This is a genomic window from Streptomyces yerevanensis (assembly GCF_000716805.1).
Taxonomy (GTDB): Bacteria; Actinomycetota; Actinomycetes; order Streptomycetales; family Streptomycetaceae; genus Streptomyces; species Streptomyces flaveus.
In genome coordinates this window covers 36,057-62,433 of the sequence record NZ_JNWJ01000037.1, presented here as the reverse complement: position 1 = coordinate 62,433, position 26,377 = coordinate 36,057, and the positions used below count along the sequence as shown (strand labels likewise).

Genomic DNA, 26,377 nt, shown 5'->3' with positions numbered 1-26,377 from the left:
TCAAGCGGTGGCGTCATGGTGGCGCTCCTCGCGTGCTGCGCGTCGTACCGCGCTCCGTATGGCGGCTGGTGCGGCGGCGACCTGCGCGGCGTACGTGTCCAGGCCCTCGGCGCCGCTGCCGGGCAGGCCGGTCAGGCGGGGCAGCAGATCCCCGAAGGCGTTCACCTCACCGACGGTGAAACGGCGCCACCCCGTGGTCGGCAGGATGTCCACGCCGACGCACAGCGTGCCCGGAAAGCACGCGGCGGCCCGCTCGGCCGTCTCCAGCACCTCGTCGAAGCTGCCGCCCGCGGACCGGATCGCCTCGCGTGCCATGTCCAGATCGCCGCGGACGCCGCCGAGATGCAGATTCGTCATGGGGTGCCGGCTGGTCCGTACGACGGAATGCGTGGCACGTCCGGCGACCGTGACCACCCGCAGATCGGCGGCCCGGCCGCTCTGCGACGCCTTGGGCAGCCACCGCTCGACGTGGAGCCCGTCGAGGGCCAGCGCGTCGACGAGGGCGGCGACCTCGGGCTCCGAGGTGTAGTGACGCACCCTCAGGGAGTTGTACAGGCGGCCGTCGGGAGCGGTCTCCACGGAGGTCGTCGCCTTCACCCGGCCGGGGCCCGCCATTGTGAGCGCCACGACACCGGAGGCCGACGAACCGTGGGCCGGCTTCACGAACGCCCGCGAGACACGGGCGGCCCTCAGCTGCTCCCTGAGCTCCTCCCAGCCGCCGACCGGACCCGTCAGGGCCGAGGGCACCGGGACGCCCGCGGCGGCGAGCCGGGCATGGCAGCGCCGCTTGTCGAACAGCACCGCGACATCCTCCGGGTCGGCGGAAGGCACCGCGCCCGCACGGTGCGCCGCGCCCGTCACCTCCCGGACCGCAGCGGTGAAACGCCGGTGCCACAGAGCCGTTCCCTCGACCCGGGCGGGATCGTCGGTGCCCCGCAGCAGCCGGTCGACCTCGGCGTTCTCACCGGGGGAGTCGATCCGTACGAACTCGCCCGGCGTGAAGGCGTACCGCCCGCGCAGCACGTCCCGCCAGGCGAGTACGCGTGGTGCCGGGTGGCCCACCGCGCGGACGGCGGCGGCGAACATCGTCGTCCGCCGGTTCTCGGGATTGCCGACGACAGCGAACCGCAGGCCGGTACCGGGGGTGGGGAGCCGCACCGCGGGACTATTCGGAGACGGCGACATGGTGCCTCTCCTGGTCCCGCCGGCGGTGTGGCGTCTGATGGTCCGAGCGGGGCGACGTCTGACGCTCCGGTCCGTGTGGCGTCCGATGTTCCGGCAGGTCCGCCTCGGTCCCGGCGGAGCCGAAGGCCGTACGGACCCGGGCGGCCGCGGCCTCGCTCAGGGGGAGGGTCATCACGGCCTCATTCCGCGACGGCGGTGAAGCGGTGGACGACGCCGTCGTCCTCCCACGAGTCGCCGGGCTCGGACAGGTCGACCTCGACGCCGGACGGCTCCAGCGCCGCCCGGATCCGCTGGGTCACCGGCTCGGTGACGAAGTTGTGGTGGAGGTCCAGCCGGGTCAGGTGGGTGAGCGGCTGGCCGCCGAGCAGCGCCGTCACGCCCTCGTCGGTGAGCACACCGAGGGACAGGTCGAGCGACTTCAGCTGGGCGACGACCGGGGCCCCGGCGACGGCGGCGGCGATCTCGTCCTGGATCTCGCTGTTGCGCAGGCCGAGATGGCGCAGTGCCGGGAAGCGTCCGCCGGCCAGGAGTGGGGCGAAGTCGGCGACCGTCGCGTCACCGCCGTATTCCTCGACGCCGAGCCACATGTCGAGGTACTCCAGCGCGGGGAGCTCGCTGGCGGCGACACCGCGCACGACTTCGCCGGGCAGGCCGCCGGCCTCGAAGCGGAGCCGGCGCAGGTGCTTGTGCCGGACCGCCGGGAAGCGCAGTCCGGTGCCGCCGCGGATCCCGAACTCCTCCAGCAGCGGATAGGCCTCGAGGACCGGCGTGACATCGGACTGCTCGATCCAGGAGATCTCCGCCTCCTCCATCTCCAGGTCCCCGATGAACACGGCCCGAAGCGAGGTCAGCCGGTCCCGGGCGTCCACGAGGCGCTGCACGATGCCGCTGGAGTCGTTCTCGTACGGCTCGTCCCACTGGCCCACGACGATCGCGCGGACACCTGCGAGGTCGACGGAGTCGATGAAGCGGTCCCACAGGGCACCGAAGTCCTCCGAAGGGTCCTCGTAGGGGGCGATGGCCAGCCGCCAGGCCACGGCGCCCGCCTCCGGCAGCTCCTGGCCGGCGCCGGGCTTGGGGAAGTCGAAGGCCGGTAGGCCGTGCAGTTCCTGCAGATGCTCGACGTAGGACATGGCCGTGGATCTCCTGAGGTGGACGGGAACTGCTGGTGCGGAGATTTCTACCAAGTCGCACTGACATCGCCGTCGACGGGCTGTGCCGACGCGGTTCGGGGCTGTTGCGGGGGCGTTGTCAGACCCCCGGCGTAGCGTCTTGGTCATCGGTCGGCGAGGCGCCGACGGCGAAGGGAGACATGCATGTACCGGCAGGGGGATGTCCTGATCGTGCCCATCGCGGAGGCAGCCGTGCCGCAGGGCACGGACACGCTGCCGCGGCAGCCACGGGACGCGCGGGGGCGGCTCGTGCTGGCTCTCGGCGAGGTCACCGGACACGCCCACGCGGTGGTCGGGCCGGGGACCCTGGTCCGGGAGCCCGGGCCGTTCGGCGCCTCCTACCTCCATGTCCCGGACGGCGGGCGGGTGGTGCACGAGGAGCACGCGGCGATACCGCTGCCCAAGGGCTGGTACCGAGTGGTGCGGCAGCGCGAGTACGCGCCCGGCGCGGTGCGCGTCGTGGCGGACTGAGAAAACGGGGGAGCGGCACGATGACGACACCGACGGAGACGGCACAGGTGGACACGACGGCGCAGAGGGACACGATGGCGCTGTGGCGCGAGGTGGTCGCGGCGACCGGCCCGGCGGACCGCGCGACCGCCGAGGACGGCGTACGCCTGGCCTACCGGCTGGCGGGCCTGCCCGAGCCGGAGCGCATCGTCTGGGCGGGCTCGCCCCGCGAGGGCGCGGCACTGGCCGCACGGCTCACGGCGGAGGGCACAGCCGGCCGAAGCGTCCGCGAGGCGGTGCGCACCCGGCCGTGGGCCGCCGTACGGGAGCGGGTCGCCGGCCGGCTCGGGCCGGCCGGCTGGGCGGAGCGTTGGGCTCTGACAGGCGCTCAGCTGTGGGACATCACGGCCATGTTGACCGAGCGCATACGGACCGGTGTGACCGACGCCCTGGCCGGTGCGCCGGGAGGTGAGCAGGCCGTCCGGCTGGTGCTGCTCGACGCCGTGCTGGGGCAGCACGACGCGGCCTGGCTGGCGGCCTTCGACGGCCAGGACGGCGGGGAGGAGCTCGACGGGATCGCCGCCGTCGCCCGCGCCGCCGGCTGGTGGTGGCCGTACGAGAAGACCGCGGTCGTCTGCGAACGCCCCGTGGAACTGCACCGGGACGAGGCGGGCCGGCTCGACCGCGGAGACGGACCGGCGCTCGCCTTCCCCGACGGATTCGCGCTGCACGCCTGGCGTGGCATGCCGGTCCCCGCCGAGTTCCTCGACGGACTCGCCGGGCTGACCCCGCAGCGGATCCGTGAGGAGGAGAACGCCGAGCTGCGCCGCGTCATGCTGGAGCACTACGGCTACGAGCGCTACCTGGAGGAGTCCGGAGCCGAGCCCGTGCAGCGGGACGACGCAGGTGTGCTGTGGCGTATCGCACTGGCGGGGGACGAGCCACTGGTGATGGTCGAAGTGCTCAACTCCACCCCGGAGCCCGACGGCACCCACCGCACGTACTGGCTACGAGTGCCGCCACGGACCCGGACCGCCCGGGAGGGCGTCGCCTGGACCTTCGGACTGGATGAGGCCGACTACACACCGGAAAGGGAGACCTGAGCCGGGTCCGGCGTGCCCGCGCCGATGAGAGCGAGACGCCCTCGGCTGTGCGGCGCGGGCACAGGGTGGCGCCCAGGGCAGGCGGAGAATCGGTCCGGCCGCACCCCCTGCCACCGGCTCAACCGCGGCCTACTCGACGCCGAAGCTGTAGGACCCCGACCCCACCTCGAATACGGCAGCCCCGTCCTCCATCCGCAGGAACCTGACTCCCTCGGCGGCGTCGGCCGGCCGGCCGTTCTCGGTGACCGCCTGGCGGGTCTTCGACGGCACGTGGACCTCCGCGACGGTGTTGACCGGCACCGTCACCTTCAGGTCGAACTCGCCGTCGCGGGCGCTCCACTTGGACGACAGAAGGCCGTAGACGGTCTTGAGTTTCCCGGAGCCCTGCGTCAGGTTCCCGCCGGGCACGGGCGCGATCCTGGAGCGCTTGTAGCCGGGCTCGAGCGCGGAGAGGCCGCCGATGTTCTGGAACATCCAGTCGCCCACGGCGCCGTAGGCGTAGTGGTTGAAGGAGTTCATGTCGACCGGGCCGAAGCTGCCGTCGGGCATGATCGAGTTCCAGCGCTCCCACATGGTGGTGGCACCGTTGGCGACCTCGTAACCCCAGGACGGATAGTCCTTGTGCAGCAGCATCTTGTACGCCAGGTCGTCGCGGCCGATCTTGCTCAGCGCGGGCAACAGCAGCGGTGTGCCGATGAAACCGGTCCGCAGGTGGTGGTCGGTGAGCGCCAGTTTGGCCACGAACTTCTCACCGGCCTTCTCGACCAGTGCCGGATCCGAGATCAGGTCCATGCCGAGGGCCAGCGCGTATCCGGTCTGCGAGTTGCGCTTGACCGTGCCGTCGGCTGCGACGTAGGCCTGGGTGAAGGCGTCGCGGATGTCGGCGGAGAGCTTGCCGTAGTCGGCCGCCGCCGCGTCGTCGCCCAGGGCCTTGGCCACCTCGGCCATCATGCGGGCGTTCTCGGCGTAGTAGGCCGTGCCCAGGACGCCCTGCTCGGTGGGGTCGTCCAGGTGCAGCCAGTCGTCGGTGAAGAACGTGGTGCGGCCGGGCTCGAGCAGGTCCGCTCCGGCGCTGTCGCGCACGAACTGGAAGAACTTCCGCATGGCGGGGTAGTTCTCCCGCAGGATGCGGGTGTCGTCGTAGGAACGCCACACGGAGTACGGCACGGTGATCATCACGTCCGACCAGCCGACACCGCTGTCGCCGAACTGTCCCTGGGGAGTCGGTACGACCGCCGGCAAGTCCCCGTTCGCGTACTGGGAGTTGCGTACGTCCGCCATCCAGTGGGACAGGAACGCGCGGGTGTCGACCAGGTAGTTGGCCGTCGGCGCGAACAGGCTGATGTCACCCGTCCACCCCAGGCGCTCGTCGCGGGCCGGAGTGTCGGTGGGGATGGAGAGGAAGTTGCCGCGCTGGCTCCAGGAGATGTTGCTCACCAGCTGGTCGAGCATGCTGTCCGAGGTCTTCAGCGTGCCGGTGGACGGGAGGTCGGATCCCCATACGACGCCCTTGACGTCGGCGAGCGCGGGGGGTTCGGTCACCCCGGTGATCTCGATGTAGCGGAAGCCGTGCTGGGTGAAGGTGGGCTCGTAGGTCACCGTTCCGTTCTCGGCGAAGGTGTAGCGGTCGGTGACCTTGGCGCTGCGGAAGTTGTCGGTGTAGAGAGTGCCGTTCTTGTTGAGCACCTCCGCGTAGCGGATCTTGACCGACTGGTCCGCGGAGCCGGTGAGGGTCAGGCGTGACGCACCGACCATGTTCTGGCCGAGGTCGTAGACGTACGTTCCGGGGGTGGGCTCGGTCATCTTGCGGGCCTGGAGCACCTGGGTCCGGCGCACCGGCTCGTCGCTCTGCGGGACCAGCAGGGCGGTACGGGACTCCAGGCTCGCGGCGGGCTCCCACTTCGCGTCGTCGAACCCGGGCCGGCTCCAGCCCGCCGGCTGCAGACGGGCGTCGTAGGTCTCGCCGTCCTGAAGGTCGGCCTTGACGTAGGGGCCGTCGCCCGCCTTCCACGAACCGTCCGTGGCGATCCACTGAACCGATCCGTCGGTGTACGTGATGCGCATCTTCGCCACAAGAGCGGGGGTGTCCCCGTACTGGCGGCTCCAGCCGAGCCCGACCTTGCCGGCCCACCAGCCGTCCGCCAGGGAAGCGCCGATCACGTTGTCGCCGCGGGCGAGCAGCTTCGTCACGTCGTAGGTCTGGGCCTGGATGCGTTTGTGATAGTTCGTCCAGCCCGGGGCGAGCACCTGGTCACCGACCGGCTTGCCGTTGAGCTCCAGCTCGTAGAGGCCGAGTGCCGACGCGTAGACGCGCGCGGAGGCGACCTTCTTGCCGCTCCTGGTCGCGAAGTCCTTGCGCAGCAGCGGCTGCGGCCGGGCCGCGGGTTGGTAGAGGGCGTCCGTGGTGCCGGACACGACGAGGGCGGAGTCGGCGATCTCACCGCCGGTGAACGGGTTGCGTCCGGAGGCGAAGTCGGTGTCGAGCAGGGTGGTGCCGTCGGCGCCGGTGACGACGGCGTCGTGGACCGTTCCGCGTTCCTCGCAGCACGCGTGGGTGCGGAAGCCGATGTAGCCCTTGGGGAACGTGGAATCCGTGAAGGTGTTGACCGGCTTGCCGTCGAGGGTCGTCCTGATGGTGCTGCCCGCCACGTCGTAGCGGACGGTGTGCCTGCCCTCGAGGAGGCCTGCGTTGGTGAAGCCATGGGACGCGAGATCCACCTGCTGCACCACGGAGTAGGTGCCCTTGACCTGCTTGTGGAGTCTCAGCATCGGGGTGGCGCCCGTGGCGCTGAACTGCCACATGTAGCCATTGCTCACATCCGGGGCGCGCAGGAACATGCCGAAGGCGGCCCTGTCCAGCTCGAACTCGACCGTGGCGGTGTAGTCGGTCCACCTGTCCAGCTCACTGGGAGCCGCAGGACGCGTGATCCACTGGGCGCCGTCCCAGTCGCCGGAGTCCAGCAGGCCGGTCTCGAAGTACGCGCTCGCACTCCACGGACTGGCAACTCCCTTGCCGTCCCAGGCCCGAACGCGCCAGTGGTAACGGGTGCCCGCCTCCAGCTCAGGACCGCCGTACCGCACGCCGACCTGACGGTCGGACGCCACCTTGCCGGACGACCACACATCGGCGGACCGCGGCGTACGTCCGACCTGGATCTCGTAGGCCTTCTGCGAAGCCGCCCGCCGGGCCGACGTCAACTGCCAGCCGAAGACCGGGTCTTCACCGCCGATGCCCAACGGGTTGACCCGGCCGTTGGTGGACAGGGCCTTGGCGGCGAACGGCGCGTCACGCACCGACGCCGCGCTGGACACGGAGCCTGGCAGGACCGCCGCGCCTCCGACCACGGCCAACACGAGAAAGCCTCTCAGGAGTACGAACAAGAGCGAGCGTTTACGGACCATGGCATCTCCACAGTGTTGAATCGTTTCATACGGTGGGTGTTCGTGGCTGACGTCGCCGCAAGGCGCAACATGCGTTCCTGTGTTGTGTGCAACGTTCTACGCTGAAACGACTCAACCCTGAGGTGGAGATGACTGGCGCGTCAAGAGGAGTGGCGGGAAATTCCCGGCGGGCGGACGCGGCAGGCCGTGCACCGGATCGCCTGCACGCGGCGTCGCTGCGTCCGCTCGCCACGGCGTCGGTTCGGTGTCCGTCCGCCGGATGTGGATCCGTCCGCCCTGCGGTGAGGGCGTGGGCTGTTGATCAGGCGCTGGGCGGTGCGGTACTGCTCCGCGTCACCAGGTGCGGTGTCGAGGCCGTGACGACGGCGCGGTCACGCCGCTTCTCGATCCGTTCCAGCAGCAGCCGGGCCGCGGTCTCGCCCATCATGGCGCCCGCCTGGTCGACGCTGGTCAGGCTCACGGGGGCGAGGGCGGCGACGGAGGTGTTGTTGTATCCGGCGAGCGAGAGGTCGCCGGGGATGCGCAGACCGAGCTCGGCGGCGGCCCGGAAGACACCGGTCGCGGCCACGTCCGCGCCGGCGAAGATCGCGGTGGGCGGGCGCGTGGAGGTGAGCAGCTCCATGGCGCCGCGGTAGCCGCCCTCGTCCGAGTACCCGGAGTGCACCACCCGGGCCAGGTCTGTCAGACCATGCCGGGCCATCGCCTCGCGGTAGGCGGCCCGGACGTGGTGTTCGGGCCGCTGCTCCCACTGGCTGCCGCGCACCGTCGGATGCGATACGTGCGCGATGTCCCGGTGCCCGAGTCCGACCAGGTGGTCCACGACCAGGTCGACGCCGGCCCCGTCCTGGTTGACCACGCAGTCGTACGCCGGCGAGGGGTCGTGGTGGCCGATCACCACCGTCGGCACCTCGGCGGCGATGCCCACCACCTCCGCGCGGGGAACGGCGGGCGCGATCAGGATCAGCCCGTCCATCCGCCGGTCCACCATGGCGTGGATCAGCTTGGTCTGGTCCTCCATCTCGGAGGAGCCGCTGGAGCCCATGAACAGCGCGTACTCGGTGTTCCGCAGAGCCGCGTTCACGCCGTCCAGGAGGTCGGCGTAGAAGGCGTTGCGGATACTCGCGAGCAGGACACCGATCGTGTAGGTGCGGCCCCTCATGCCGCGGGCGGCGGCGTGCGGGCGGTAGCCCAGCTCGGCCATGGCCGTCTGCACCCGCTCACGCATCGCGGGGCTCACCCCGTAGGCGTTGCGCAGCACCTTCGACACCGCGGAGGTGGACACGCCCGCACTGCGCGCGACGTCGGTGATGGTGGCCCTCTTCGAGCCGCCTGCCGGTTGCACTGGTGCGCACCTCCGTTGTCATGCGCCGCTCTGCCCCTTTTGGCGTTCCCGGAACGTTATTCGCGGATGACTTGACGGCTCCGGTCTGTTCGCTTCAATCTTTTGGGCATCCCTTCGTGGAACGTTACACGAAGGGAGATCGCATGACGGGGCTCGTCAACGGGCGGCTGCGCCACAGCCGGGCGGCCCACGGTGTCAGAGGTGGTCGACCGCGACCGGAGGGCCCCAAAGCCGCTGTCGAATCGTTGGACGAGTCGTAGACGGGCGATCGGTCCCGCCGTTCCGGGAACGGGGCGGCGGGACGGTGCTCGACACGGCGGGCTTGGCCGCGGGTTCGAGTCCCGGCCGGCTGCCCGTCCGCTCTGCGGCGGCAGGCGATACGGCCATGCGTGCCTCCAACGGCGGTAGTTGTCCGGGTGTCGGTGTGTGAGACAGCGACGGTAGCCGCTCGGTTTCACGCTGCTGGGGCGGTGTCGTGGCGTACGGCGTCGGCCGTACGCCCGGTCTGCGCCACGGTGACGGCCCGTACCACGAGGACGCCCGCCACGGCCGCGGCCACAACCACCGCGTCGGAGAGCAGCAGCTGCCAGATGTCCGTGTAGGCACGCGCGATGACCTCGTCCGTGGAGTCGGCGTACATCAGGCCCGCCCCGCTGAGCATCCCGGTCAGCCACAGGCCCCACCACCAGTTCAGGGCGCGGGGCAGCGGCTCGCCCGGGGCGCTCGCGCGGTGCACGTCGGCGACGATGCCGCGGGGCACCCAGAGGTTCGCGACGGGGACGATCCAGCCCAGGTAGATCCAGGGCCAGGAGTAGCGCGGGCGCTCGCCCGAGAGGGCGCGGGCGTTGTCGCGGGCGCGCACGAGCCAGAGCAGGAAGACGAGCGCACAGAGCCCGGTGGCAATGTCTCCCACGGCGCTGACGATGTGGTACGCGTCCTCCAGCGAGGTCGGCGTGCGGTGATTGCCGTTGCCCTGGTCGGGCGGCCCGGACGCCGGCTCACCGGCCGCGGCGAGGCGGATCTGCCACACGGCCCGCGCCGTCCAGGCCACGCCCGCGAGGGCGAGGGCGGCCTCGGCACAGCGGGCCGCCCCGCGCGGAGGGCGCGGGGCGGAGGCGTTCTCTGCTAGGTGATCGTTCACCCGGTCATCCTTGCCGACGCGGGCAGTCGGGCACCATCGCCGGACCGTCCTGTGACACGGCGGGGACCGGCCTGTGGCCCAGCGGCTCTCACGTCGCGAGAGCCGCTACCGGCCGCGGGCTTTACCGGTCGGCGCCGGTCCTTGCCAGGGTGACGTCTTCGGCGTTGACCTGCGTCTGTGCGTCGCTCTGGACGACATGTCGGCCTCCGTGGCTTCGATGCCTCGACCTTGGGCCGGTGCGAGCGCTGATCTATGGCAGGCCGGGTAAGAGGCTCGCCCTGATCGACTTCGCGGCCGGCTACCAGGCGCCTTACGCAACTGTCTTGCCGGCGATCTCTGTTGAACGCGACGACACCTCACACGCCGTCCTGTGTCTGGCATCCGCCGCATCGCGCTACGTCACCGGCACCGTCCTCAACGTCGACGCGGGCATGGTCGCCATCTGAGTAGGGTCGGGGACTGGCGCGGTGACTGTCGTTCCGTTTCCGGTCCCCGCCGCTTGAGTATCGAATTCAGATCTCCGGAAAGAGGTACGAATGGCCGAGCGCCACCGATCCGAGCGTGCGGCCCAGCTCGACAATCCAGTCTGGTTCTCGCTCACGGGAGCCGATGCCGCCCATGCCGTGGGCGGTGAGAAGGCTCGGCGGTACCGGTCCTCGGTCTCTCCGTTCGCCGCGGTCGCGGACGAGCGGGATCCGGCCGCGTGGGACGAGCTCGCCGAGGTGACGGGAAGCGACACGGTGGCCGTCGTCTGCTCGCAGACCCCGCCCGGCTGGCAGGAGCTGCAGGTGCTGTCCGGCTCCCAGATGGTGTGGGGCTCGTCGGCGGCCGCGCTCGGCTCACGCCCGGAGGGCGGTTACCCGGCGTTCACACCGCTCGGTTCCGACGATGTCGACGCCATGGTGGCTCTCGCCGAGCGCACCCATCCCGGCCCGTTCGAGCATGAGACGGTCAAACTGGGCGGCTACCGCGGGCTGTGGGACGAGGGCGAGCTCGTCTGCATGGCTGGCGAGCGTATGCACCCTGGCGAATGGGCGGAGATCAGCGCCGTGTGCACGGACGCCGGCTATACCGGTCGCGGCCTGGGCGGGGCGATCACCCGCTCGCTCGTGCACGACATCGTCGTGAGTGGGCGGCGGCCGTTCCTCCACGTCTTGTCGGACAACTCCCGCGCGCGCAGGTTGTACGAGCACCTCGGCTTCCGCGACCGCATGCACATGACGGTGCGCGTGCTTCGACCCATCGGCTGACCTTTGAGTGCCTGCTGATCTCTTCGGAGTGTTGTCGGGGGCGATGTGTGCTGATCCCTGCGAGAGGTCAGTGGAACGTCGGCGGCGTGCCTGGCGGCAGCACGGACTCGTCCAGGCCGTAGAGGAAGAGGAGCAGAGGCATCAGTGTTACCGGACACTGATCGTGCCGGGCGCGCGGGTGGAGCCGAGCCTCGCGGTCTCCGCGAGGGTGTGCGCCTCGCCTGAGGCTGCGTCAGGTCATGTCGAAGCAGGCCCGGGCCTGGTCGAAGCGGCGGGCGGCCAGGTCGTCCCGGCGGATCACCCAGTCGATGATGCCCAGGTCACCTTCGGTCAGATCCTCGCCGCCGAGTTCGGCGAGCAGCACCCAGTCGCCCGGGCCGTGGTCGTAGTCCGTGGTTGGATCCGCGTTCCAGACCCAGGGGTAGCCGCCCATCTGCACCGTTCCGCCCGTCTGCATCTCGTCGCAGGTCTCCCACCACACCTCCCCCAGGTCGCCGGCGTGCGGGAACTCCTCGGTTGCGTAGCCGCGGTTGGGCAGCGAGGGCTCGATCATCAGATGTAGATCTTGGGTGGGGTGGACCGGCGGCTGGTACTCGCCGCCCGGACGGCGTTCGGAGACGGGCGTGCCGACCGGGACGTAGACGAGCCGGGACCATTCGCGGCCATTCCACGGGTTCTCCGTGCTCGCGAAGAAGAGCAGCGTGCCCTCCTTCGGGAGCGGGATGTCCGTCGCGCCGGGCGGGATGGCCGCGAGGTCGACCGAGGCGAGGAACGGCAGGCGCGGAACGGGTTCGTCCTCGGGCATCGGCGGCAGCCCGCCGAGTCGTCCGGCCACCGGGCTGCCGGGCGGCGCCTCACCAGCGGTGCCCAGCATCGCGCAGGGACGGACGGTGCCGAGCCATCGCTCGACCTCGTCCTCCGGTAAGTCGCGGCTGCGGGCTTCGTTGCGGAATGGATCCATCGCATTCATGTCGCAGAGTATGCCTGGGGCGATCATGACCACCTGCCGCGATGAAGTGAACCGGTTGGGGGCCGGACGACCGACGCCGCCCTGACCGACCCGGCCCGCACTGACGGGCGTTTCAAGACGCCGGAACAGGCCCCGCGGCCCTCGGCCGTTCGTGCCGTGTCCGCCGCTGCGCACACGGCAACGGCGTCTGCCGCAGCGCCCCCACTCCCAGCCCGCCCGTCCTTGTCCAGGAGAAGCGGGACCGGGCGGCGGGCCAGGCGCACGACGACGGCGAAGACGCCACCCCAACTGTCGCAGGACATGGAGGGAACCTCGTTGTTGGCACTCGCGTCGTGCATGGCGGTGGCACTGCCAGATGACGACGAGGGAGTCATGGGTTGGAGATCGGTACAGAGGTAACGGCCGACACCGGTCCCGGCGCGGAGGCCGAGGCGGGGCGCACCGACGACCGGCCCTCACCGCCGTCGGCAGGGCGTCGTGTGCTGCGCTGGTCGCGTCGGCTGGTCGCGGTGCTGGTCAGCGTCTGTGCCCTGCTCGGCGCGGTGCGGCTGGTCGTGCCCGCCACCGCGGGCACGGACGGCGAGCCGCCCGGGGTCCGGCAGCAGCTGGCGTTCCTGCGTGAGGCGCTGGACGACGGGGCCGGCGGCGAGGCGCAGGGGATGTTTCCCGAGGGCTACTTCTTCCTGCACGCGCTCTATGGTCTGAGCTGGGTCGAGATCGGGATGCGCGAACCGGTCGGCGAGCGTTCGACGGCATTGCGAGAGGCACGGTGGGCGCTGCGGCGGCTGGACTCTCCGTCCGGCCGTGCCCCGTTCAGCCCGAGCCTCACCCCGCCGTACGGCGTTTTCCACCGAGGCTGGAGCAACTGGCTGCGCGGCGGGGTGCTGAGCCTGCAACCGGCCGGGCAGCGCGATCAGGCCGAGGTACGGCGGTTCACCCGGGACTCGGCCGCGCTCGGCGCGGCTTTCGACGCCTCGAGGTCGCCGTATCTGGAGGCGTACCTCGGTCAGGCGTGGCCGGTCGACTCGACCGTGGCGATCGCATCGCTGCGGCTGCACGACACCCTGCTGCCCGACCGGTTCACCGAAACCGTCCAGCGGTGGCTGCGCGAGGTGCGCCAGCGGCTCGACCCGCGCACCGGACTGCTCCCGCACCGGGCCGCCCCGGACACCGGCGACCCGATTGAGGTGGCCAGGGGCACCTCGCAGAGCCTCATTCAGCGCTTCCTGATCGACATCGACCCGGTCTTCGCCCGTCAGCAATACCTGCACTTCCGCAACCGGTACATCGCCTCGCCTCTCGGCCTCGGGCCGGCCGTGCGGGAGTACCCCGACGGCATGGACGGCCCGGCCGACGTCGACTCCGGCCCGCTCCCGCTCGGCGTGAGCCTGTCGGCGAGCGTGGTCACCATCGGCGCGGCCCAGGTCCACGGCGACGCCCCCCTCGCCGCCGCGCTGGCAGGCGTAAGCGAAGTAGCCGGCCTGCCGATCCACACCCCATGGACCAAGCGGTACGCCTTCGGCCTGGTCCCGGTCGGTGACGCCTTCCTGGCATGGTCGAAGACCGCACGACCGTGGGTGGCCAAGGAGCAACCTCCGCCACCGTCGCAGGTCTCGGCCTGGTGGCGCATCCCGCTGCTGTCGCTCCTGTCCGTGCTCGGCGCCGTGCCGTGGCTGCCCGCACTGGTGCGCCGCCACCGACGCCGCCGCGCCCACCGAGAACCAGCCGGCCTGGCGGTCGCACGGAGCCAGTGGTGACCACGCGCGGTGAGCATCGCCGTATGCCGGGAGGAGAAGAAGGCGCACTACGTGCTGGTGGTCAAGGGGAACCAGCCGACGCTGCACGATGCGCTGCGCTCCTTGCCTTGGAAGGAAGTGACCGCGCGGTGCTACGAGAGTGAGGCCGGGCACGGGCGGCGCGAGACCCGCTCGGTTCGCACCCTCACCGTCACCGGCCTCAACCTGGACTTCCCTCACACGGCAGCCGCAGGTTGGGCGCCCCCGGCAGGACTCGAACCTGCGGCCAAGCGCTTAGAAGGCGCCTGCTCTATCCACTGAGCTACGGGGGCCAGGTGTGGTGGCCGGTGGCACTGATACCCGGGTGTGGGCGGATCCGTGACCTTGCCGGGGACAAGGATAGGGCTCCCTTGCCCTGGTCCCCGGTGCTTCGCCTCCGTGGCTCAATGTGGAGGTTCGGTGAAGCGGTCCTGATAATCGCAGGCAGGTGCGATTCATGCATCGCTTTTGGCGTCTCGCGCCTCTGGTGTTGTGTACTCGTTATGCCTGCGCCCCAGTCGTCCCTTCCGCCCCGTGTGTCCGATCGGCGCGCAGATATAGCCATATGCTTCAGAAAGACTCCAAAATTGGGCATTCTTCGCATGTGGTGACCTTGGACGTACGGCCTCAGTTGCTCGACGCACTCTCCGCCCTGCGCGATCGTGTCGCCGCCGCACGTTTCCCGCTGCCCCTGGAGGGGGCCCCACGCGCGCGTGCCAACCGCGACGAACTGCTCGCACAGCTCGACGACTATCTGGTGCCCAGGTTGCGGGACCCCGAAGCGCCGTTGCTCGCCGTCGTGGGGGGCTCCACCGGAGCCGGAAAGTCGACACTCGTCAACTCCCTTGTGGGGCGCCGCGTCAGCGAGGCGGGAGTGCTGCGGCCCACGACGCGCACTCCAGTGCTGGTGTGCCACCCGGAGGACCACCACTGGTTCAGCGGAATGCGCGTACTGCCCGACCTCACGCGCGTATGGAGACCACAACCGGAACCCAGAGGTGACCTGCCGCAGCCGAGCGGGCACCGCGCGCGCGTACTGCGTATCGAAACCGCCGACACCCTCCCGCACGGGCTCGCACTCCTCGACGCACCCGACGTCGACTCCCTGGTGGCCGACAACCGCGTCCTCGCCGCCGAGCTGATCTGCGCCGCCGATGTATGGATCATGGTCACCACGGCCGCGCGGTACGCCGACGCCGTGCCCTGGCATCTGCTGCGTACCGCCAAGGAGCATGATGCCAGCCTCGTCACCGTCCTCGACCGCGTGCCGCACCAGGTGGTCGCCGAGGTGTCGCGGCAGTACGGCGCCCTGCTCACCAAGGCGGGGCTCGGCGACGTACCCCGCTTCACCGTGCCTGAGTTGCCCGAATCCGCCTGGGGTGGGGGGCTACTTCCGGCCACCGCCGTGGCACCGCTGCGGACCTGGCTCACGCATCAGGTGCAGGATCCAGAGACCCGGTATCAGGTGATGGCGCGTACGGCGTGCGGGGTGCTCGACTCGCTGAATACGCGGATGCCCGAACTGGCCAATGCCTCGGCCGCGCAGCACGCCGCCGCGCTGCATCTCACCGCTGCCGTCGACAGGGCGTACGACCGCGAGCACGCGCGCGTGCGGGCTCGTCTGCAGGCCGGAGCGGTGCTCGCCGGGGACGCGTTGAAGCGGTGGCGCAGCTATCCACTGGACTGCACCGCAGGTGAACTGCTCGACGCGCTCGTCGAGAGCCTGGCCGCGCTGCTGGTGTGCGCCGTCGCCGCCGCCGACGAGCGCGTCGACGAGGCCTGGCGCCGCGAACCTGCCGCGGGCGCCCCCGGCCTGACGAACCGTGATCCGGGCGCGGAAAGCGCCGAGCACCGGATCGGGCTCGCCGTACGGCGCTGGCGGCGGGTCATCGAGGAGTACGCCGAGGAGGAGGTACGCCGCCTCGACAAGAGCATCGCGCCCGACGCCGAGGTGGTGGCCGCGCTGGTCGCCACCTCGCTCCTGGGCGGCCGACGGGCGCGGTCCGCGGGCGAGCGACTGGCCGAACGGATCAGCGCGCACAGCGCTCTGCGGCTGCGCGACCGGGGCGGGCGACTGCTCACGGAGTACGTCGACAAGACGCTGCGCGCCGAACGAGAGCGGCGGCTCGCCCCGCTCGACGCCCTCGACGTACGCCCGGAGCCCCAGGCCGAACTCATCGCCGCGCTGTCGGTACTGCAGAAGGAGAGGTGACCGCGATGACCGCCGCCACGGATCACAGGGATCACTCCGACCACACCAGAGACGACGAGGGGCCCGGGGACGGTGACGGTGAGCACGCGCGCGTGGAGGACGATTCCGTACAGGAGGACGCTCGGGTGACAGGTGATTTCGACGGGCACGCGCGCGTGGAGGATGCCGGGGAGTCCGCTTCCACGGAGCCCTTTGAGCCCATGGAGTCGATGAATTCCATGGAGTCCGCGGATTCCACGGACACAGGCGCAGGCACAGGCACGGAGACGGACTCCGGAGGTTTCTGGGACGACGGGCTGATCGCACGGCGCGTGTCCGCGACGGACGAGGGACAGGGACAGGTCGTACGGGAGCCGGTCGGGGAGCCCTGGTCGCCACCCGTGGCTCCTCTGGTGTACGACGGGACGCTACGGTCGCGTCTCGACGCACTGCGCGAACTGGTGGGCCTGTCCCGGACCCGGCTCGACAGCAAGACGCTCGCCGAGGCGGGGCGGGTCCTCGACGCGGCGGCGGCGCGACGCAGGCTCTCCGGACAGCACACCGTCGTCGCCATCGCCGGAGCCACCGGCAGCGGCAAGTCGCAGCTCTTCAACGCGCTCGCCGGAGTGGCCATTTCGGAGACCGGAGTACGCAGGCCGACCACCGCCGCGCCCATCGCGTGCAGCTGGAGCGACGGCGCCGCGACGCTCATCGACCGGCTCGGCATCCCCGGACGGCTGCGGCGGCGCCCGTTGCAGAGCCCGGAGGCCGAGGCGCAGCTGCGCGGGCTCGTCCTCGTCGATCTGCCCGACCACGACTCCGCGGTCGTCCAGCACCGCGAGCAAGTGGACCGCATCCTGAGGCTCGTCGACGCGGTCGTCTGGGTCGTCGATCCGGAGAAGTACGCCGACGCCGTGCTGCACGAGCGCTATCTGCGGCCCATGGCGGGACACGCGGAGGTCACCTTCGTCGTGCTCAATCAGATCGACCGACTGCCCGGAGAAGCCGCCGACCTGGTCCTCGACGACCTCAGGCGACTGCTCGACGAGGACGGGATCGCGCTCGGCGAATACGGCGAACCGGGCGCGAACGTGCTCGCGGTGTCCGCTCTCACCGGGAAGGGCATCGGCGAACTGCGCGAGGCGCTCGGCCACTTCGTGGCAGAACGGGGCGCCGCGGCCCGCCGGATCTCCGCCGACCTGGACTCGGCGGCGGCGCGGCTGTGGCCCGTCTACGCGAACAGACAGTGGGCCGGGCTCAGTGAGGAGGCGCACGACGAGTTCGCCGACCGGCTCGCGGACGCGGTGGGCGCCACGGCCGCCGGAGAGGCCGCCGAGCGCGCCTGGTGCCGCCACGCCAACCGCGCCTGCGGTACGCCCTGGTTGCGGCTGTGGCGCTGGTACCAGGACCTGCGTGAACCGCCGACCGGGCGCCAGGCCGTGCGGCCGCACGCCGAGGAGGAGGCCACCGCGCGCCAGCGCGTGGAGCAGGCGGTGCGTACGGTGGCCGAGCAGGCGTCCGCCGGACTGCCAGGGCCCTGGGCGCAGGCGGTGCGCGAGGCGGCCGTACGAGGATCGCAGGAGCTGCCCGAGGCGCTGGACGAGCTGGCGGCAGGGGCCGGGACTCCGGCCGGGCGACCGCCGCGGCCCGGCTGGTGGCCGGTGGCGGTGCTGGCGCAGGCGTCCATGACCATCCTCCAAGTCATCGGCGGACTCTGGCTGCTGGGGCAGATCATCGGCTTCATGTCACCGAATCTCGGGGTGCCGGTGCTGCTGATGGTGATCGGCATCGTCGGCGGTCCTGGCATCGAGTGGGCCTGCAAGCTGGCGGTACGCGGGCCGGCACGACGGTACGGGCAGGAGGCGGAACGGCGATTGCGGGAGGCGGCCGCGGCGTGCGGTCGGGCGCGGGTGCTGGATCCGGTGGCGGCGGAGTTGCTGCGATATCGGGAGGTACGGGAGCAGTACGTGCGGGTCACGGGGGTCGGAACCCCGATCGGGTGACGGGGTTGTCCACAACCGGGCGGTAGCCCACAGCGCTCAGCGGGCTCGGGCCGGCGGAGGCAGTCTGGGACGGCGGCGATCACAGCGCGATCGTCGCGGCAGACGCAGCCGTACGGGACGGGCCCGTACGCGTGTGGACATGGGAGGGCTTCGGCCATGAACGAGATGACGGTGTGTGCGGTGGGGAACGTCGCTACGCAGCCGGTGTACCGGGAGACGGCGGCGGGGGCGTCGGCGAGGTTCCGGCTGGCGGTGACACAGCGGTACTGGGACCGCGAGAAGAACGCGTGGATGGACGGGCACACCAATTTCTTCACGGTATGGGCCAAGCGGGCGCTCGCGACCAATGTGCAGGCGTCCGTGACGCTGGGCGATCCGGTGCTCGTCCAGGGCAGGTTGAAGGTCCGCACCGATCAACGCGACGGCAAGACATGGACGTACGCCGACATCGAGGCGACCTCGGTCGGCCACGATCTGTCGCGCGGCAGCTCGGCGTTCCGGCGGGCGAACAAGGGGGAGTTGGCGTCGTCCGCGCCGTCCCGGCCGGAGCCCAGCTGGGAAACGGAGCTGGGAAGCCGGCCGACCGTGGCTGCCCAACAGCAGGGCGAACCAGCATTGGTGACGTGACGTCAGGTAGACCGGTCGAAGTGCGGCTTATCGGCTGATGTATCCCGAACGGTCCTCGTAGATTTATCGACAAGTCCGGCTCGGATGTGATCTTGGCGATAACAATTCCGAGTCGGATCGGTTATCCGATGGGATGCCTGAGGAGCGTGGTGCGCCTCGTATCTAGGATGCCGGGCATAGCTCTCGGGGCTACTGATTCTGCTGGTGGGACCGCACCCCCCACGTCAACGGGTCCTGCTCGAAGGGGAATTCTGTGCTTTCTTCGTTCTCTGCGTTGTCCGTACGCGGGCGAGGTGCTGCCCGCCTCGCGGCGGCGACGCTGGTGTCCGGGCTTGTCGTGGTGAGCGCGATGGCCACCGCGGGTTCGGCTGCCGCCGACGAGATCCCGCAGAGCCAGGGCGGCGCGACCGCCACCATCGGTGGCATGAAGACGTCCGGGCTCGCCGTCGTCCACGACAACGGCGAGGACCGGCAGGTGCCCGCGGGGCTGTTCGAGATGTCCGTCGACAACGGCGGCACCCTGCAGACCTACTGCGTCGACATCGACCACCCGACGCAGATGGCCGCCAAGTACCAGGAGACGCCCTGGAGCGGTACGTCGCTGAGCGGCAACCCGGACGCGGGCAGGATCCGTTGGATCCTGCAGAACTCCTACCCGCAGGTGAACGACCTCTCGGCACTGGCCGAGCGGGCCGGCGCGAGTGGTCTCACCGAGGAGGACGCGGCGGCCGGGACGCAGGTGGCGATCTGGCGGTACTCGGACGGTGTCGACGTGGACGCGGTGAACCCGAAGGCGGAAAAGCTCGCCGACTACCTGCACAAGAGCGCGCGGAACGTCGCGGAGCCCGAGGCCTCACTGACCCTGGGGCCGTCGGCGGTCTCCGGGCGCGCCGGTGAGTTGCTCGGCCCCGTCACGGTCCACACCAACGCGGACAGCGTGCGGGTGACGCCGCCCGCCGACGCGACGAGCGGGGTGAAGGTCGTCGACAAGGACGGCCGGGCCATCACCTCCGCGGCCGACGGCAGCCGGCTGTTCTTCGACGTGCCCGAGGATGCCGCGGACGGCTCGGCCGCACTGACGGTGCAGGCCTCGACCACGGTGCCGGTCGGCCGGGCCTTCGCCTCCGAGAACAGAAGCCAGACGCAGATCCTCGCGGGCTCCAGCGAGTCGACGGTCTCCGCGACGGCGACCGCGAACTGGGCCGAGGAGGGCGCAATCCCCGCGCTGTCGGCCGAGAAGAACTGCGCGAAGGGAGCCGTGGACATCACGGCGGCCAACGCGGGGGACGAGCCGTTCACCTTCGAGCTGATGGGGGCCGAGCACACCATCGAGGCGGGCACGTCGCAGACGGTGACGATCCCGCTCCAGGAGGACCAGGCGTACGACTTCACGATCAGAGGGCCGAACGGCTACGAGAAGCGATTCAAGGGCGTCCTCGACTGCCAGACGCAGAGCAGCGCGGGCGGTGAGACCACACAGACGCTGAGCGAACCGAGCCCGGCCACGGTCGGCGGCACCTCCACCGGAGGCACCGACCTCGCCGAGACCGGCAGCTCCAGCGCCACCCCGGTGATAGCCGAAATCGGGATCGCCCTGCTCGTGATCGGCGCCACCGCGCTGCTCCTCGTCCACAAGAAGAAGCCGACGCGGGACTGAGCGGAGGCGGGGTCGACCCGTCGGCGCGGACCGCCGTGAGGTCGGACAGCGGGTCGGAGTGAGCTCGGTGACGTGAGTCTGAGACCACCCGACCCCAGCCGCCCGCACCCAACCGCCCCACCGCCTAATCGTCGAGCTCGGTGAAGAGGGTCAGCTGGAGGGCGGCCGGGGCCTCGAGCCGGGAGTTCAGGGAGTTCCAGGGGGTGCGGGTCGGTTCGGCGAGTACCTGGGCGCCGGCGGCGGCCAACTGTGCGGTGGTGGTGGCGGAGTCGTCGACCTGGAAGGCGACCCGGATGTGGCCGGCGACGCGCTGCCCGACCTCGACTTCGTCGATGAAGGCGGCGTGGTTCGGGTCCGTCAGCTCCAGCGTGGCCCGGCCGGCGTCGAGAATGGTGACCCGTCCGCCGGGGGAGGAGAACGCGCCGCGCTCGGTCAGGCCGAGGACGTCGCGGTAGAAGTGCAGCGCCGCGTCGTAGTCGGCTGCCGTGACCACCAGGCGGAGTTCGTGTACGGCGGGTTCGTCGGGCATATCGGCTCCTTGGAGATCTCGTACGGGATCAGGGTCGCCCCAGCCTGCCGCTCCGGGAGGGGTCCCGGGGCCCCGGCGGTACAACTGTCCTGTGTCCATCCGGATTCCAACTCCCTTCCATGGCCAGCCGCTTGCGCAGTCCGCAGACTCGGGAAGGCAGGCGCGAAAGCCGCAGGAGAGGGCGGAGGTGAGCGTGGCGTGCGACCGGCGAAGCTGAAGGTGACCTCTCCTGCGGGGAAGGAGGGCGTATACGTACTGGAGGGTGACCAGTACACGGTCGGCCGCGTCGCGCCGAACCACGAGCCGGACATCGTGCTCGCCCCCGATCCACAGGGCTGGATCAGTCGGCTGCACTGCATCCTGGACCTGGATCTCGGCCAGTGGTGGGTCACCGACCACGCCAGGAACGGCACCTTGCTGCAACGGGACGTGCCGGGCAGCGAGGTTCGGCCGGTACGCGGCCGGGAGTTGCTGAAGCACGGTGACACCCTGCTGGTCCTCGGCGACATGATGGACGACGAGGAACTCCTCTACTGGCGGCTGACGTACATCGACGCGCACGCGACCCGTCCCGCGCCCGTATGGCAGGAGACGCCGGGCCAGGAGACACGGGGGCAGGAGGAGGCTCGCCCCGGTATCCGTTACGACGCGGTGGGCAGCCGGGTGTACCGGGTCGAGGGCGGCAAGGAGACCCTCGTCGAGGGACTGCGGCCCAAGGGACACCAACTTCTGCGGCACATGGTGTCGCGCGGCAGCGGTCTGCCGGTCACTGAAGCATCGGACGCCGAGGCAGTGACCGCCGAGGCGGTGGCCTGCGACCACGACGAGCTGATCACCGCGCTCTGGAAGCCCCGGGAGGAGTGGCCGCCGGGCCGCGGCTACGACAGGACGGACCTCGCGGGCGTGGTCCGCGCCGTCCGCCGCCGCATCGAGCCCGACCCGGCGCACCCCCGGATCCTGGAGACCGTCCCGACCATCGGCTACCGGCTGTACGTGTACCCGCAGGCCCCGCCCGAGGGTCCCGAGCAGCGGAGCGGCACATGACACGGCCCACGGCACGGCCAATGACCCGCCACACCACACGGCACATGAACGGCCCGACGCGGAGGGGACGCATGCATGAGGACATGGCAAGCGGCGGGGCGCGGCAGCCGGACGTCGCCGTACGCGGCACCAGCGATCTGTCCCGCTTCGCGGACCTGGCCGGAGTGCGGCTGTACCGCAGGAACATCTTCGCCGTCACCGGACTGCCGGCCGACGCACAGGGCCGTGCGGTACGCAGTCACCGGCAGCGTCTGGACGCCCGCCTCGCGGTCGAGGAGACCTGGCCGGGCGACACGGACTCGCCCCTGGTGGGAGGGCACCGCAAGGACGAGGTCCGTATCGCCTTCGAGGAGTTCCAGGACCCGCGGCGGCGGCTGGTGGACGAGCTTCTGTGGCGCTGGGGCGACACGGACTTCGGCTGCGGCTGCCCCGCGGCGGTGCATCAGGGCCACGACGCGGCAGTGCGGTTCCACGCTCTGGTGCTGGAGGCGGAGGCCGGACGCGTCGAGGCCACCACGGACGAGCGGGACCGGCTGTGGAGTGGGGCGGCAGTCCACTGGTCGGAGCTGCTGGAGCGCCCGGAGTTCCGGCGGCACATCGCCCACCGGATCAGGGCACTTGACGACCCGAGGCTCACCGAGCACTCGGCGTACGACTTCCTGGACGGGCTGCCCCGGCTGATCGCGTCCCCCTTCACGGAACTCGCCGACCGCCCCGGCGTCAGGCCCCGGCTGGCCCGGGTGTGTGCGGGCTGGGCGGAGCACGCTCCCTTCTCAGAGCTGCTCCCCGAGGTGTTCGAGGAGAGGGTGGAGGCGGCGATCGAGAAGATCCACGAGGGCCGGCTGTCCGCGAGGGACAAGATGAACGCCCAGATGTACGGGGACGCCGTCGACATCATGCGGGAGAAGGTCCTCCCCGAATTCGAGGGGCTCGAGCCCTTCCGGGCGTTCATCCCGGAGTGGCGTTACGAGGAGATCGCGCACGCCGTCGCCGTCGCGCTGAACAATCTGGCGGTCGCGCTCCTGGAGTACCACCGCTTGAAACCACCGAGTGCCGAACAGCGCAAGACGGTGGTCGAGCTCGCGGAGAAGGCGTACGAGATCGCCCCGGAACGCGACGTGGCGGGGATCAAGGCGAACTGGGACGTGATCTACGAGCAGTTCACGCGCTCCGGGCGGCGGGCGGTCGCCAAGTCGTCCCCGCGCTCCGGGCAGCCGGCGGTCGCCAAGTCGTCCCCGCGGAAGAAGCTCGGTCTCGGCATCTACGCATTCCTGGTGGTCATGGCGGGGTTCATCTGGGGACCGGCGGGAGCGGTCGTCGCCGCGCTCGGTCTCTTGGTCGCGTTCGGTTATCTGTTCGGGGCGTGACCCACATAGGCACAAGGAGAATGGGATGAGCTCTCACGCCAGCCGCCGCGTACGTGAACTACGCACCGCACTCGGCCAGTTGAAGCACCCGCCCGAGTTCCGCGTACCCCCGCCCTTCCTCGATCCCGCCCAGGCCGACTGGGCGGCGTCCGTACTCGCGGAGGTCGAAGCCGCCGAGACCCTCGCGGAGCAGGCGGCGGGAACCCCGGGCATCCCGGACGGTGCCGGAAGCGACGCCCTGCTCGGTGCCGCCCTCGGTATCTGGCGCGCCCTGCGCAAGCTCGACCAGGGGGCGGGACCACTCTCGGCGGCCGAGCTGCGGCAGGTGCGCCGGCAGGTCCATGCAAGCCGTCAGGCGCTCGCCGACGACGGTCTTGAGATCCAGGAGCACGACGGCGCGCCCTTCGACTCCGGTCTGTCCCTGGAGGTCCTGGTGTTCGAGGAGCAGCCGGGGCTGACCCGCGAGGTGGTGCTGGAGACCGTACGGCCCTCCGTCTACTTCCGCGGCGAACGGATCCAGATGGGCCAGGTCATCGTCGGCAGGCCCGCACCCGAAGACGCCCTGCCCGTGACGGACCACGCGGGCGACCACCACGCGGGCGACCCCGACGCCAACGACCAAGGAGGCCACGGCAGTGCGTGAAACCATCGACTTCGGCATCGACCTCGGCACCACGAACAGCGCCATCGCGGTGGCGGAGGACGACGGCGTACGGGTCATCAAGAACAACGACGGCTGGGACTGCACACCGTCCGCCGTGTGGATGCCCAAGGAGGGCGTGATCCACGTGGGCAGGCGGGCCCGGGAGCGCACGGAGGACGACCCGGAGAACGCCTACGCCGAGTTCAAGCTGGAGATGGGGGCCGCCGGCGCCCACCGCCGGTTCGGCCGCGCCGGAGTCTCGCTCACCCCCGAGCAGCTCTCCGCCGAGGTGCTCAAGTCGCTGCGCCAGGACGCGGCGCACGAGTACGGGTACCAGCCGGAGGCGGCGGTGATCACCGTCCCCGCCTCCTTCGCGATGAACCAGAACAACGCCACGTCCGCCGCCGCGGCCCTGGCCGGGCTCGGCGAGCACTGTCCGCTGGTGCAGGAGCCGACCGCCGCGGCGATCGCGTACGGCGTGCAGGACGCCTCGGACTCCGCCCGCTGGATGGTGTTCGACTTCGGCGGCGGCACCTTCGACGCGGCCGTGATGAGCAAGCGCGACGGCGAGCTCCAGCTGATCCAGCACGCGGGCGATCCGTATCTCGGCGGGAAGCTCATCGACTGGGCCGTGGTCGACGACCTGCTGGCCCCGGCGGTGCGACGCGACCTCGGTCTCACCGACTTCACCCGGAGCAACCAGCAGCGCTGGCTCAAGAACTTCGCCAGGCTCAAGCTGGCGGCGGAGAACGCCAAGATCGAGCTGTCCCGCAAGCCCTCGGTCGAGATCTACGCCGACCTGGAGGACGGCAGCGGCGGCACCGAGCCGTTCGAGTTCACCCTGACCCGGGGAGCCCTCGACGACCTGGCGCTGCCGTTCTACACCCGCGCCGTACGGCTCTGCCGCGACGCCCTGGCCCAGAGTTCGCTGCGCCCCGACCACATCGACCGGCTGCTGCTGGTCGGCGGGGCCACTCTCAGCCCCGGGCTGCGCGATCTGCTGGCCGACCCGGTGGACGGGCCCGGCATCCAGCTCGACCACAGCCAGGACGCCACCACGGTGGTGGCGCGCGGCGCCGCGGTCTTCGCCCGTTCGGTCCGGCTGCCGAAGAAGCAACGGCAGGCGGCGCCGGGCGAGTTCACGGTGGACCTCAACTACCCCGCGCAGTCCGTCGACACCACCGGAATCCCCGTCTCCGGTCGGCTCGGCAGCGGCAGCACGGTGGACTGGACGCGGTACGCCGTCACCTTGAGCAACCCGGAAGGACAGCCGCCCTTCCGGGGGCCGCGCACCGGACTCAGCCCGGACGGCTCCTTCTACACCGAGGTGGCCATCGACGCCGGCACCAGGTCCCGCTTCACCGTGGAGCTCACGGACGACTCCGGCACCCGGCAGAAGCTGAGCGGGGACACCCTGTCCATCGGCCACGCGGAGGTCGTGCCGGGCGACGCGGTGCTGACCGGCACCCTCGGCATCGGGAGGGCGAACGGCATCGGAGCGGCCGACGGTACGTTCGACCCGTTGCTCCGCAAGGGCACGGCGCTGCCGGCGATGGTGACGAAGACCTACCGGACGACCATCCCGCTGCGCCGTTCCGAACCCGACGCCGTCATCCGTATCCCGCTGCTGGAGGGGGAACGCAGGCGCGCCGACCGCAACACCCGGGTCGGGCTGCTGGAGATCCGCCCCCGGGACGTCCGTATCGACCTGCCCGCGGAGAGCGAGGTCGAGGTGACCTTCGAGATCCAGGCCTCGAACCAGGAGGTCCTCGTCACCGCCTACATCCCCCTCGTACAGCAGGAGTTCGAGGCGACGATCAACCGCTCCGAGCTGCTGCCGCCCCAGCACCCCGAGCTGGTCGACCGCCTGCGCGAGCTGGAGCAGCGGGCGCTCGATCTGCGCGAACAGGCCGATGAGGCGTACGCGGATCAGGCCCGGACGGAACTGGAGGACCTCACCGAGCAGAACACCCTTCCCCAGTTGCGCAAGGAGGTGGACGCCGCCGCCGTCGACACGGGCGCGGCCGTCACCAGCGACCGCCGCATCCGCGATCTGGAGGCCCAGCTCGACGACATCGAGGAGTCGATCCAGATCCCCGAGCTGCAGCGCGAGTTGTGGGATCTGCTGAGCACCTGCGAGACCAACATCGAGCAGGTCGGCGGCGGACCGTCCGACCGGCGGGAGCTGCAGAAGCTGCGTGACCGCGCCAGTTCGCTCGGGGACGAGGCCACGCCGGTGGACCTGAAGCGGCTCATCAAGAAGGCCGCGGCCTTCCATGTCGAGCTGCTGCGCCGCAGCGACTCGTGGGAGTTCCTGGTGTTCACCTCGCTGGTCGAGGCGCGCGACGAGATGTACCCGCCGGGCCAGGCGGACGCCGCGATCTTCGAGGGTCGCAGGGCCGTCGCCGCGGGAGATCGCGAGGCCCTCGCCCAGGTCAACAATCGGCTGCGCCAGCTGCTGCCGCCGGGCGGCGCGGACGCGGTCGACCGGAAGACCGGCGGGGTCAAGTAGCGGATGAGGACGAG

At 70.8% G+C, this 26,377-nt stretch carries 21 protein-coding genes and 1 tRNA gene; 13 read left to right on the top strand and 9 right to left on the bottom strand.

What is annotated here, in order from left to right; translation table 11 throughout:
* The 3 genes from OP79_RS31980 to OP79_RS31970 are packed head-to-tail and all read right to left on the bottom strand — an operon-like array spanning position 1 to position 2,318.
* A complete protein-coding gene (locus tag OP79_RS31980) occupies positions 1 to 1,185 on the bottom strand; it encodes an STM4014 family protein (RefSeq protein WP_078492137.1) in 1,185 nt (394 codons plus the stop codon).
* Entirely contained in the window at positions 1,166 to 1,357 is a 192-nt protein-coding gene (locus tag OP79_RS56125) for a hypothetical protein (protein WP_033325133.1), read from the bottom strand. The genes OP79_RS31980 and OP79_RS56125 overlap by 20 nt, the downstream gene beginning before the upstream one ends.
* Before the next feature lie 7 nt (positions 1,358 to 1,364).
* Positions 1,365 to 2,318 carry an STM4015 family protein gene (locus tag OP79_RS31970; protein WP_033325132.1) on the bottom strand — a complete coding sequence of 318 codons (954 nt, stop codon included), beginning with the start codon at positions 2,316 to 2,318 and terminating at the stop codon, positions 1,365 to 1,367.
* 183 nt (positions 2,319 to 2,501) lie between these two features.
* Between OP79_RS31970 and OP79_RS31965 the strand changes: the two genes are divergently transcribed.
* Positions 2,502 to 2,828, top strand: coding sequence for a hypothetical protein (locus OP79_RS31965; protein ID WP_033325131.1), 327 nt, complete (start codon positions 2,502 to 2,504; stop codon positions 2,826 to 2,828).
* A 74-nt stretch (positions 2,829 to 2,902) separates the two neighbouring features.
* Positions 2,903 to 3,910, top strand: coding sequence for a DUF6745 domain-containing protein (locus tag OP79_RS31960; protein WP_033325161.1), 1,008 nt, complete (start codon positions 2,903 to 2,905; stop codon positions 3,908 to 3,910).
* Between the two features lie 129 nt (positions 3,911 to 4,039).
* Here the strand turns inward: OP79_RS31960 and OP79_RS31955 are convergent, their stop codons facing one another.
* The 3 genes from OP79_RS31955 to OP79_RS31945 form a co-directional block, all read right to left on the bottom strand.
* Positions 4,040 to 7,312 carry an alpha-L-rhamnosidase gene (locus OP79_RS31955; RefSeq protein ID WP_051745078.1) on the bottom strand — a complete coding sequence of 1,091 codons (3,273 nt, stop codon included), beginning with the start codon at positions 7,310 to 7,312 and terminating at the stop codon, positions 4,040 to 4,042.
* Between the two features lie 301 nt (positions 7,313 to 7,613).
* Positions 7,614 to 8,654: a LacI family DNA-binding transcriptional regulator gene (locus OP79_RS31950; RefSeq protein ID WP_033325130.1), complete on the bottom strand. Its 1,041-nt coding sequence runs from the start codon at positions 8,652 to 8,654 to the stop codon at positions 7,614 to 7,616.
* A gap of 454 nt (positions 8,655 to 9,108) precedes the next feature.
* Positions 9,109 to 9,795 carry a DUF4328 domain-containing protein gene (locus OP79_RS31945; RefSeq protein WP_051745077.1) on the bottom strand — a complete coding sequence of 229 codons (687 nt, stop codon included), beginning with the start codon at positions 9,793 to 9,795 and terminating at the stop codon, positions 9,109 to 9,111.
* A gap of 236 nt (positions 9,796 to 10,031) precedes the next feature.
* On the opposite strand from OP79_RS31945, the gene OP79_RS56485 reads away from it, so the two are divergent.
* Both OP79_RS56485 and OP79_RS31935 read left to right on the top strand, forming a co-directional pair.
* A complete protein-coding gene (locus tag OP79_RS56485; protein WP_033325129.1) occupies positions 10,032 to 10,241 on the top strand; it encodes a hypothetical protein in 210 nt (69 codons plus the stop codon).
* A gap of 90 nt (positions 10,242 to 10,331) precedes the next feature.
* Positions 10,332 to 11,045 carry a GNAT family N-acetyltransferase gene (locus tag OP79_RS31935; RefSeq protein WP_033325128.1) on the top strand — a complete coding sequence of 238 codons (714 nt, stop codon included), beginning with the start codon at positions 10,332 to 10,334 and terminating at the stop codon, positions 11,043 to 11,045.
* A 232-nt stretch (positions 11,046 to 11,277) separates the two neighbouring features.
* Here OP79_RS31935 and OP79_RS31930 read toward each other — a convergent pair whose 3' ends face one another.
* Entirely contained in the window at positions 11,278 to 12,015 is a 738-nt protein-coding gene (locus tag OP79_RS31930) for a DUF1963 domain-containing protein (protein ID WP_157857391.1), read from the bottom strand.
* 377 nt (positions 12,016 to 12,392) lie between these two features.
* On the opposite strand from OP79_RS31930, the gene OP79_RS31925 reads away from it, so the two are divergent.
* Positions 12,393 to 13,772: a hypothetical protein gene (locus OP79_RS31925; RefSeq protein WP_245685522.1), complete on the top strand. Its 1,380-nt coding sequence runs from the start codon at positions 12,393 to 12,395 to the stop codon at positions 13,770 to 13,772.
* 238 nt (positions 13,773 to 14,010) lie between these two features.
* On the opposite strand, the gene OP79_RS31920 is transcribed toward OP79_RS31925, so the two are convergent.
* Positions 14,011 to 14,083, bottom strand: a tRNA-Arg gene (locus OP79_RS31920).
* Between the two features lie 311 nt (positions 14,084 to 14,394).
* On the opposite strand from OP79_RS31920, the gene OP79_RS31915 reads away from it, so the two are divergent.
* From OP79_RS31915 to OP79_RS31900, 4 genes are all read left to right on the top strand, one after another.
* On the top strand, positions 14,395 to 16,002 hold the full coding sequence (locus OP79_RS31915; RefSeq protein WP_033325126.1) for a dynamin family protein: 1,608 nt from the start codon (positions 14,395 to 14,397) through the stop codon (positions 16,000 to 16,002).
* Positions 16,003 to 16,007: 5 nt separating this feature from the next.
* Positions 16,008 to 17,984, top strand: coding sequence for a YfjP family GTPase (locus OP79_RS31910; protein WP_033325157.1), 1,977 nt, complete (start codon positions 16,008 to 16,010; stop codon positions 17,982 to 17,984).
* Positions 17,985 to 18,140: 156 nt separating this feature from the next.
* Positions 18,141 to 18,611, top strand: a complete 471-nt coding sequence (locus OP79_RS31905) for a single-stranded DNA-binding protein (protein ID WP_033325125.1) — start codon at positions 18,141 to 18,143, stop codon at positions 18,609 to 18,611.
* A gap of 253 nt (positions 18,612 to 18,864) precedes the next feature.
* Positions 18,865 to 20,268: a Cys-Gln thioester bond-forming surface protein gene (locus OP79_RS31900; protein WP_211270902.1), complete on the top strand. Its 1,404-nt coding sequence runs from the start codon at positions 18,865 to 18,867 to the stop codon at positions 20,266 to 20,268.
* A gap of 124 nt (positions 20,269 to 20,392) precedes the next feature.
* Here the strand turns inward: OP79_RS31900 and OP79_RS31895 are convergent, their stop codons facing one another.
* A complete protein-coding gene (locus OP79_RS31895) occupies positions 20,393 to 20,797 on the bottom strand; it encodes a VOC family protein (RefSeq protein WP_033325124.1) in 405 nt (134 codons plus the stop codon).
* 198 nt (positions 20,798 to 20,995) lie between these two features.
* On the opposite strand from OP79_RS31895, the gene OP79_RS54285 reads away from it, so the two are divergent.
* From OP79_RS54285 to OP79_RS31875, 4 genes are all read left to right on the top strand, one after another.
* Positions 20,996 to 21,841, top strand: a complete 846-nt coding sequence (locus tag OP79_RS54285; RefSeq protein WP_033325123.1) for an FHA domain-containing protein — start codon at positions 20,996 to 20,998, stop codon at positions 21,839 to 21,841.
* 71 nt (positions 21,842 to 21,912) lie between these two features.
* A complete protein-coding gene (locus OP79_RS31885) occupies positions 21,913 to 23,208 on the top strand; it encodes a hypothetical protein (RefSeq protein ID WP_051745075.1) in 1,296 nt (431 codons plus the stop codon).
* A gap of 25 nt (positions 23,209 to 23,233) precedes the next feature.
* On the top strand, positions 23,234 to 23,851 hold the full coding sequence (locus OP79_RS31880) for a hypothetical protein (protein ID WP_245685521.1): 618 nt from the start codon (positions 23,234 to 23,236) through the stop codon (positions 23,849 to 23,851).
* On the top strand, positions 23,844 to 26,363 hold the full coding sequence (locus OP79_RS31875; RefSeq protein ID WP_033325122.1) for an Hsp70 family protein: 2,520 nt from the start codon (positions 23,844 to 23,846) through the stop codon (positions 26,361 to 26,363). The genes OP79_RS31880 and OP79_RS31875 overlap by 8 nt, the downstream gene beginning before the upstream one ends.
* The last annotated feature ends 14 nt before the right edge of the window (positions 26,364 to 26,377 follow it).